Genomic DNA, 7,416 nt, shown 5'->3' with positions numbered 1-7,416 from the left:
GGCGATGTCGTTTCAGCGGGTCGATCTGCCATGGCCGCCCGCGTCCCCGCCGGGGCGCCGGGGCCGGTGGGGGCCCGGGTCGCGGCGTGGGGCCACTCGCCGCGCCCGAGTCGACCGGCAGACGAGCCCAGGCGTCCCTGCCCGGCCTGCCGTCGGCCTCGCTGGCCGGACGGCGATCTCGAAGCGACCTGAGGGGCCGACGTCGACGCAGGGCATGGGCAGGGTCGGCAGCAGAGCGGGCACATCGTCGGGTGCGAGCGCCTCGTCCAGCATGAAGGCCCATGCCCCGCAGTCGCCCCAGCCGCCCGCCTCCACGGCGGCGACGACGGCCTCGTGCACGTCGACGGCCACGGCCCGTCACCCTGCGCACGGCGGGTTCCGGCCGCCCCCAGGGGGGCAGGAGGAGCAGCCGGCTCAGTCGAGGTGGTGGGCGATGAGCACGACGAAGGGCAGCACCAGTTCGGGGAACAGATACCCGAGCCACAGCGCGGTCGGCTCGGGCAGGCCCACTCTGCGGATCGACACCAGCCTGCCGATGCCCGAGAGGAACACGCCCAACGCCAAGAGGTCCACCAGGGCGCCCTGCTCGCGGACGTTGAGACCGGCCCACAGGCAGATGAGCCCCATGCCGAAGTACACCCCCGCCATGAAGCGGTGGACGTTGTCGAGCCTCGGCGCGGTGTGCGGCTGGCCGAGGTACATCTGCAGCGCCCCACCCGTCAGAGCGATGGCGGCGAACACGAACAGGCAGACTCGGACGACAGTCTCGGCAGTGGAGAGGGACGACACTGTTGTCCTTACGCTCGGTACTGCGGCACGGAGAGCGGCGATCGAGCCGACCTTCGGCCAGCGGACTCACGATAGGCAGCCGAGCCACGAGGCCCTGCGGAACGTCCGCACCGCAGCCGGCTATCCCACTCGCATGGCGGGATGCCAGAAGGCTGGTCACGGGGCGCCCGCGACCAGCCCGATCGGATTGCCGCGGCCCGCGCCCGCGCCCGCGCGGACGCGACGGAACGGCGACCGCTCGCCGGTGAGGAGATCGACCTGCGCGAGCACCCTGGCGGCAGCACGCCGCGCAGATCGCCGCCGACCCCGCGACTACCGTCCGGCGTCCGGAGTGCCCCAGCGGGCCAGGTCCCGCAGCCACGCCCGCGCCGTGCTGTCGGACGGAGCGCGCCAGTCGCCGCGCGGCGAGAGGGCGCCGCCGGCCGAGACCTTCGGGCCGTTCGGCATGGCCGACCGCTTGAACTGCGCGAACCCGAAGAAGCGACGGCAGAAGACCTCCAGCCAGTGCCAGATCTCCGGCAGGTCGTAGGCCGCCCTCTTCGCCTCGGGGAAGTTGGGCGGCCAGGCGCCGGCGGCTCGGTCGCTCCAGGCGTGCCAGGCCAGGAAGGCGATCTTCGACGGCCGGAAGCCGTGGCGCAGCACGTAGAAGAGCGTGAAGTCGTGCAGCGCGTACGGGCCGATCTTCGCCTCCGTCAGCTGCAGTTCCTCTCCCGGCACGAGCTCCGGGCTGATCTCCGTGTCGAGGATCGCGGCCAGCGTCTGGCCGGCCTCCGCGTCGAACTGCTCGCTGCTGATGACCCAGCGGATCAGATGCTGGACGAGCGTCTTCGGCACGCCGGAGTTGACGTTGTAGTGGCTCATCTGGTCGCCGACGCCGTAGGTGCACCAGCCGAGCGCCAGCTCGGACAGGTCGCCGGTGCCGAGCACGATGCCCCCGCGCTGGTTGGCCAGCCGGAACAGGTAGTCGGTGCGCAGCCCCGCCTGCACGTTCTCGAAGGTGATGTCGTACACCGGCTCGCCGGAGGAGAACGGGTGGCCGAGCTCCTTGAGCATGAGCCGTGCGGTCGGGGTGATGTCGAGCTCGGCCGCGGTGACGCCGAGCGAGTTCATCAGCCGGTGGGCGTTGCCCTTGGTGTGGTCGCTGGTGGCGAAGCCGGGCAGGGTGAAGGCCAGGATGTCGCTGCGCGGCCGGCCGACGCGATCCATCGCCCGGGCGGCGACGATCAGCGCGTGCGTGGAGTCGAGGCCGCCGGACACCCCGATGACGACCTTCGGTCCGCCGATCGCCGCGAGCCGCTGCTGCAGCGCCGAGACCTGGATGTTGTACGCCTCGAAGCAGTCCTGGGCGAGGCGGTCGGCGTCGGCCGGCACGAACGGGAACCGCTCGACCCGGCGCTTGAGCCCGAGGTCCGTCGTCGGCGGGTCGAGCCGGAAGGCGATGTGCCGGAAGCCGTCCGTACGCGCGGCGTGCGCACGGCGGTTGTCGTCGAAGGTGCCCATCCGCTGCCGCTCCTGCCGCAGCAGGTCGAGGTCCACGTCGGCCACCGCGTACTGGTCGTCGAGCGGGAACCGGTCGGTCTCGGCCAGCAGGACGCCGTTCTCGTAGATCATGGTCTGGCCGTCCCAGGACAGGTCGGTGCTCGACTCGCCCAGCCCGGCCGCGGCGTACACGTACGCCGCGAGGCAGCGCGCGGACGCCGAGCGGCACAGCAGCCGCCGGTCCTCGGCCCGGCCGACCGTGATCGGGCTGCCCGAGAGATTGACGAGCACGGTCGCGCCGGCCAGCGCCGCCTCCGCGCTCGGGGGCACCGGGACCCACATGTCCTCGCAGATCTCCGCGTGCAGCACCAGACCGGGGACGTCCTCCGCGTCGAAGAGCAGATCGACCCCGAACGGCACCCTCGCGCCGCCGACCCTGATCGTCCCGCCGCGCTCGTCGTCGCCCGCGGCGATCTGCCGCCGCTCGTAGAGCTCCCGGTAGTTCGGCACATAGGACTTGGGCGCGACGCCGAGGATCCGGCCGCGGTGCACCAGCACCGCGCAGTTGTAGATCCGGTGGCGATGGCGCAGCGGGGCGCCGACGACGAGCACTGCCATCAGCTCCGCCGACCCGGCCACCACGGCCTCCAGCGCCTCCTCGACCTCGTCGAGCACCGTGTCCTGGAGCAGCAGGTCCTCGATCGAGTAGCCGGTCAGACAGAGTTCCGGGAAGACCGCGACGGCGACCCCTTCCTGCGCGCATCGGCGCCCCTGCCGCAGCACCGCCTCCGCGTTGGCGGGCGGATCGGCGACGGCGGCATGGCCGGTGCACGCGGCGACCCGAGCGAAGCCGTGCTGATAGATCGACCAGAAGTTCACCGGGACTCCGAACTCATCCAAGGCCTGCGTCCCGGACCGGTGGGGTGTGTGCCGGTGACGCCCATGACCAGCGAGTAGAGGCTGGTCTCCGCGGTGATGAAGAGACGGTTGCGCTTGGCGCCGCCGAAGGAGATGTTGGACACCCTCTCGGGGACGTCGAGCCGCCCGATCAGCGTGCCGTCCGGGTCGTAGCAGTGCACTCCGTCGTCGATCGCGGCGGCCCAGAGCCGACCGGCGTCGTCGAAGCGGAGGTTGTCGAAGCGGGCGCCCTCACGGGCACTGGCGTCGGCGAAGATCTCGCCGTCCGACAGTGTGCCGTCCTCGCGTACGTCGAAGACCCGGATGTAGCCCGCCCGGGTGTCGGAGACGAACAGCTGCCGCTCGTCGGCCGAGAAGACCAGGCCGTTGGGAGCGCCGAGGCCGTCCGCGGCCAGGGTCACCGAGCCGTCGTCGGGGTCGATCCGGTAGACGTTGTTGGAGCCGATCTCGCTCTCCGCGCAATAGCCCTCGTAGTCGCTGGTGATGCCGAAGTCCGGGTCGGAGAACCAGATCGAGCCGTCGGACTTCACCGTCGAGTCGTTCGGACTGTTCAGACGCCTGCCCTGCCAGCGGTCGGCGAGCACCGTGACCGTGCCGTCGTGCTCGGTGCGGGTCACCCGGCGGTTGCCCTGCTCACAGGTGATCAGACGGCCCTCGCGGTCGAGGGTGTTGCCGTTGGTGTGCCCGGCGGAGCGGCGGAAGACGCCGACGGCGCCGGTCTCCTCGTCCCAGCGCAGCATCCGGTCGTTGGGGATGTCGCTCCAGATCACCTGCCGCCAGGCGGGCAGATAGACCGGTCCCTCGGCCCAGCGGCAGCCGGTGTACAGGACTTCCAGGCGGTCGTCGCCGTTCATGCACCGGCCGGTGCGGAACCGGTCGTCGAGCATCTCGTACAGCGCGGGGCGCTCGCTGGTCATGTGCGTCCTTCCCATCCAGACACATTCCGAACCTGATTCGGCTTGATGAGCAGATTGTAGGATGAGATATTGTCACTGCAAGGACATGCCGAAGGGAGAGTCGTGGATCACATCGATCGTGCCCTGCTGGCGCATCTCCAGCAGGACGCCGCCCAGTCCTACGCCGCGCTGGGCCAGGCCGTGGGCCTCTCCGCCGGGGCGGCTCATGAACGCGTGCGGAAGCTGCGGGAGCGCGGCGCGATCCGGCGCACCACCGTGGAGGTGGACCCGGCGGCGGTGGGGAGCGCTGTCCTGGCCTATGTGATGGTCGACTCGGTCTCCTGGATGGGCGATTCGGCCAAGGACTTCGCCGCCCTCCCCGAGATCGTGGAGGCGCACGTCATCGCCGGCAGCGCGTCGGTTCTGGTGAAGGTGCGGACCGCGACCACCGAGCACCTCCAGGACGTGCTGCGCCGGATCTACGCGATCGACGGGGTCAGCGGGACGCAGGCCACGATCGTGCTGGAGACCTTCTTCGAGCGGCCGGTCTCCCCGCAGGGGCCTGACTCCTCCGCCCCCTGAGCCGCTGGCTCTTGAGCCTCCGCCCCCTGAGCCGCTGGCTCTTGAGCCTCCGCCCTCTGAGCCTCCGCCCTCTGAGCCTCCGCCCTCTGAGGCTCCGCCTTCTGAGTCTCTGTCATTTGAGTCACTGTCCGCACAGGGTGTGCGAGGGAGTCGTAGAGGCGTGGTCCGCCTGTTTCCGCTGGTACTGGTGGAAACCCTCCAAGCCTTGATCGCCAACTCTGTGCCGGTCGCAGTCGCAGTGCGTAGCCGCCTCGCCGGAGACTCGCAGAGTGCGGCGCCCCGACTCGTGGTGTCCGCGACCTCGTCCGCGACGACCCAAGGAACGGCTCCATGAGCGAACGCGTCATCAACCCACGAAGCCGTGGATTCCTCTTCCTCGACTCCCACCCCGCCGGCTGCGAACGCGTCGTCCAGGACATGTGGAGCGCCGTGCCGGCCCCGCCGTCCGCCCCGGAGGGCGACGGGCCGGTCGCCCTCGTGATCGGCTCCTCCGCCGGGTACGGACTCGCCGCCGCGATCGCCGGGCTCGCCCGTGTGGGGATCCGCGGGATCGCGGTGTGCTTCGAGAAGGCGCCCACCGAGCGGCGCACCGCCACAGCCGGCTGGTACCGGACCGCCGCCACCGCCGAACTCGCCCGCAAGCACGGCCGGGACATGCTCTTCCTCAACGGCGACGCCTTCGGCGACGCCATGAAGGAGCAGGTCTCCGAGCTGCTCGCGGAGCGGTTCGGCGGCCGGCTGGACTACCTCCTCTACTCGGTGGCCGCGCCGCGGCGCACCGACCCGGACACCGGCGTCGTCTACGCCTCCGTGCTCAAGCCGATCGGGCAGCCCCACCGGACCAAGACCCTCGTCTTCGACGGCCAGGGCGCCCCGGAGGTGGCGGAGTTGGAGACCGCTCCGGCCGACGGCGACGACATCGAGCAGACCGTGGCCGTGATGGGCGGAGCGGACTGGGAACGCTGGATCGACCACCTCGCCGACCGCGGCCAGCTCGCCGACGGCTTCACCACCGCCGCCCTCTCCTACATCGGCTCGCCGCTCACCGCCGCGATCTACCGCCAGGGCACCATCGGCGCCGCGAAGGCCCACTTGGAGGTCACCGCCCGCACCCTCGACGAGCGTCTGGCCAAGCAGGTCGGCGGACGGGCGGTGACCTCCGTCAACGGCGCGGCCGTCACTCAGTCCTCCACCGCCGTCCCCGGCATCGCCCTCTACGTCGGCCTGCTGCGCGGCGTCCTCGGCGACGCGCTGGTCCCGCCGATCGTGCAGCTCGCCGACCTGTGGGACCAGCTCACCGGAGCCCGTCAGCTCACCGTCGACGACGAGAGCCGGGTGCGTTTGGACACCTGGGAGCTTGCCGACTCCGTGCAGGCCGAGGTGGCCGACCGGTGGAAGAAGGCCACCACCGACACCATCGGCGAGCATGCCGCCCTGAGCTGGTTCCACGACGAAGTGCGCCGCCTGTACGGCTTCGCCGTGCCCGGCGTCGACTACGCCGCGCCCGTCGAGACCGACGTCCCCTGGCCCGAGCCGACCCCCTGACCACTCTGACCACTCTGACCACTCTGACCACCCTGGCCACTTAGGTCACTTGGCCCTCAGCTTTTCCAGCGGCAGCCCGTGGAGCGTCAACCACCGGCTGCCGCTCGGCTTTTCCGGGTGACCGCCGAGGTGATCGCCGGGGGTGATTGCCGACAAACCGGGAGGGGATGTGTCGTACGCGTTTGCGATGTAAGGGCTGGTGTGTGAAGAAACGTGCAGAACTGTTGTTACGGAGTTCGGCGGCGCAGAGCGGGCCTACAAGGTCAGCGTATGGGGTGGTATGTCGGAGTTTGCAAGGGCTTACTGTTGATGATTGAACGGATAGGTGTAGCGGTCAGTGAATGTCAGGGTCGCGCCGTATCCCTATTCATGATTGATACATCTGACAGTTACGGAAATGTCCGTAATTCGTAACACGGTCCGTTTGACCTGCCGGCGAGCGCGGCGGGCGGTTCAGAGTGTGGTCCTCGGCCCAGCACGGGCCGGGAACCCGCACTGCCGCCTCTCGCCGATGTATCGGCGGGCGGGGCACTGTTCTTGAGGGGACATCACCTATGTCTGCTTCTTCGACCGCCCGCCGCATCGCGGCGACCGTCCTCGCCGCCGGCGCCGTCGTCACGGTCGTCGCCCTGCCGGCGTCCGCCCACGACGGCGACCGCCGCCACCGCCAGGACTCGCGCGTCGAGATCAGCGACGTGCAGGCCAACAGCCCTGGCCGTGACAACGGATCCAACAGGTCGCTGAACGCCGAGTGGGTCGAGATCACCAACAACGGCCGTCGCTCGGTGAACCTGGACGGCTGGACGCTGCGCGACCGCGACGGCAACCGCTACCGCTTCGACGACTTCCGCCTCCGCGGCCACTCCTCCGTCCGCATCCACACCGGGGAGGGCCGCGACACCCGCACCGACCTCTACCAGGACCGCGACGACTACATCTGGGGCAACCGCTCCGACAAGGCGACCCTGCGCGACGACCGCGGCAACGTCGTCGACGTCGAGTCCTGGAACCGCCGCCGCTGACACTGAAAGGGTGACCGGGCCGTCCGCCCGTCGACAGCGGACGTCTCGAACCGTGTGAACCGTGTGCGCCGGGCAGGCTGACCTGCCCCGGGCCCCCGGCTGCGGGGGGGTGGGCGGGGGCTTGGGCCCCCGCGGCGGCCGGCCGCTTGCTGGGCTGCGGCCAGGGCCGGCCCGCCCCCCCCCCC

7 protein-coding genes are annotated in these 7,416 nt (G+C 70.6%); 3 read left to right on the top strand and 4 right to left on the bottom strand.

Annotated elements, in window-relative coordinates:
* Positions 1-12: 12 nt before the first annotated feature.
* The 4 genes from AB0M39_RS30755 to AB0M39_RS30740 all read right to left on the bottom strand — a co-directional run bounded on the left by AB0M39_RS30755 (position 13) and on the right by AB0M39_RS30740 (position 4,103).
* The gene (locus AB0M39_RS30755; protein ID WP_365369384.1) at positions 13-351 is read right to left on the bottom strand and encodes a DUF6183 family protein; all 339 of its coding nucleotides are present in this window, start codon (positions 349-351) and stop codon (positions 13-15) included.
* 63 nt (positions 352-414) lie between these two features.
* Positions 415-789: a DUF4345 domain-containing protein gene (locus tag AB0M39_RS30750; RefSeq protein ID WP_365369382.1), complete on the bottom strand. Its 375-nt coding sequence runs from the start codon at positions 787-789 to the stop codon at positions 415-417.
* 312 nt (positions 790-1,101) lie between these two features.
* Positions 1,102-3,147 carry an NAD(+) synthase gene (locus AB0M39_RS30745; protein WP_365369389.1) on the bottom strand — a complete coding sequence of 682 codons (2,046 nt, stop codon included), beginning with the start codon at positions 3,145-3,147 and terminating at the stop codon, positions 1,102-1,104.
* A complete protein-coding gene (locus AB0M39_RS30740) occupies positions 3,144-4,103 on the bottom strand; it encodes an SMP-30/gluconolactonase/LRE family protein (protein ID WP_365369379.1) in 960 nt (319 codons plus the stop codon). Before AB0M39_RS30740 ends, AB0M39_RS30745 begins: the two co-directional genes overlap by 4 nt.
* A gap of 102 nt (positions 4,104-4,205) precedes the next feature.
* Here AB0M39_RS30740 and AB0M39_RS30735 point away from each other — a divergent pair, with 102 nt between their 5' ends.
* The 3 genes from AB0M39_RS30735 (at position 4,206) to AB0M39_RS30725 (ending at position 7,231) form a co-directional block, all read left to right on the top strand.
* Positions 4,206-4,664 (top strand): Lrp/AsnC family transcriptional regulator, encoded by a 459-nt coding sequence (locus tag AB0M39_RS30735; RefSeq protein WP_365369377.1) that lies wholly within the window; start codon positions 4,206-4,208, stop codon positions 4,662-4,664.
* 330 nt (positions 4,665-4,994) lie between these two features.
* Positions 4,995-6,209 (top strand): enoyl-[acyl-carrier-protein] reductase FabV, encoded by a 1,215-nt coding sequence (fabV, locus tag AB0M39_RS30730; RefSeq protein ID WP_365369374.1) that lies wholly within the window; start codon positions 4,995-4,997, stop codon positions 6,207-6,209.
* Between the two features lie 554 nt (positions 6,210-6,763).
* Entirely contained in the window at positions 6,764-7,231 is a 468-nt protein-coding gene (locus AB0M39_RS30725; protein WP_365369372.1) for a lamin tail domain-containing protein, read from the top strand.
* Positions 7,232-7,416: the final 185 nt, after the last annotated feature.

The sequence above is a fragment of the Streptomyces sp. NPDC051907 genome (assembly GCF_040681075.1).
Taxonomy (GTDB): domain Bacteria; phylum Actinomycetota; class Actinomycetes; order Streptomycetales; family Streptomycetaceae; genus Streptomyces.
The sequence above is the reverse complement of the archived record's forward strand: the minus strand, read 5'-3'. Positions and strand labels throughout refer to the sequence as shown.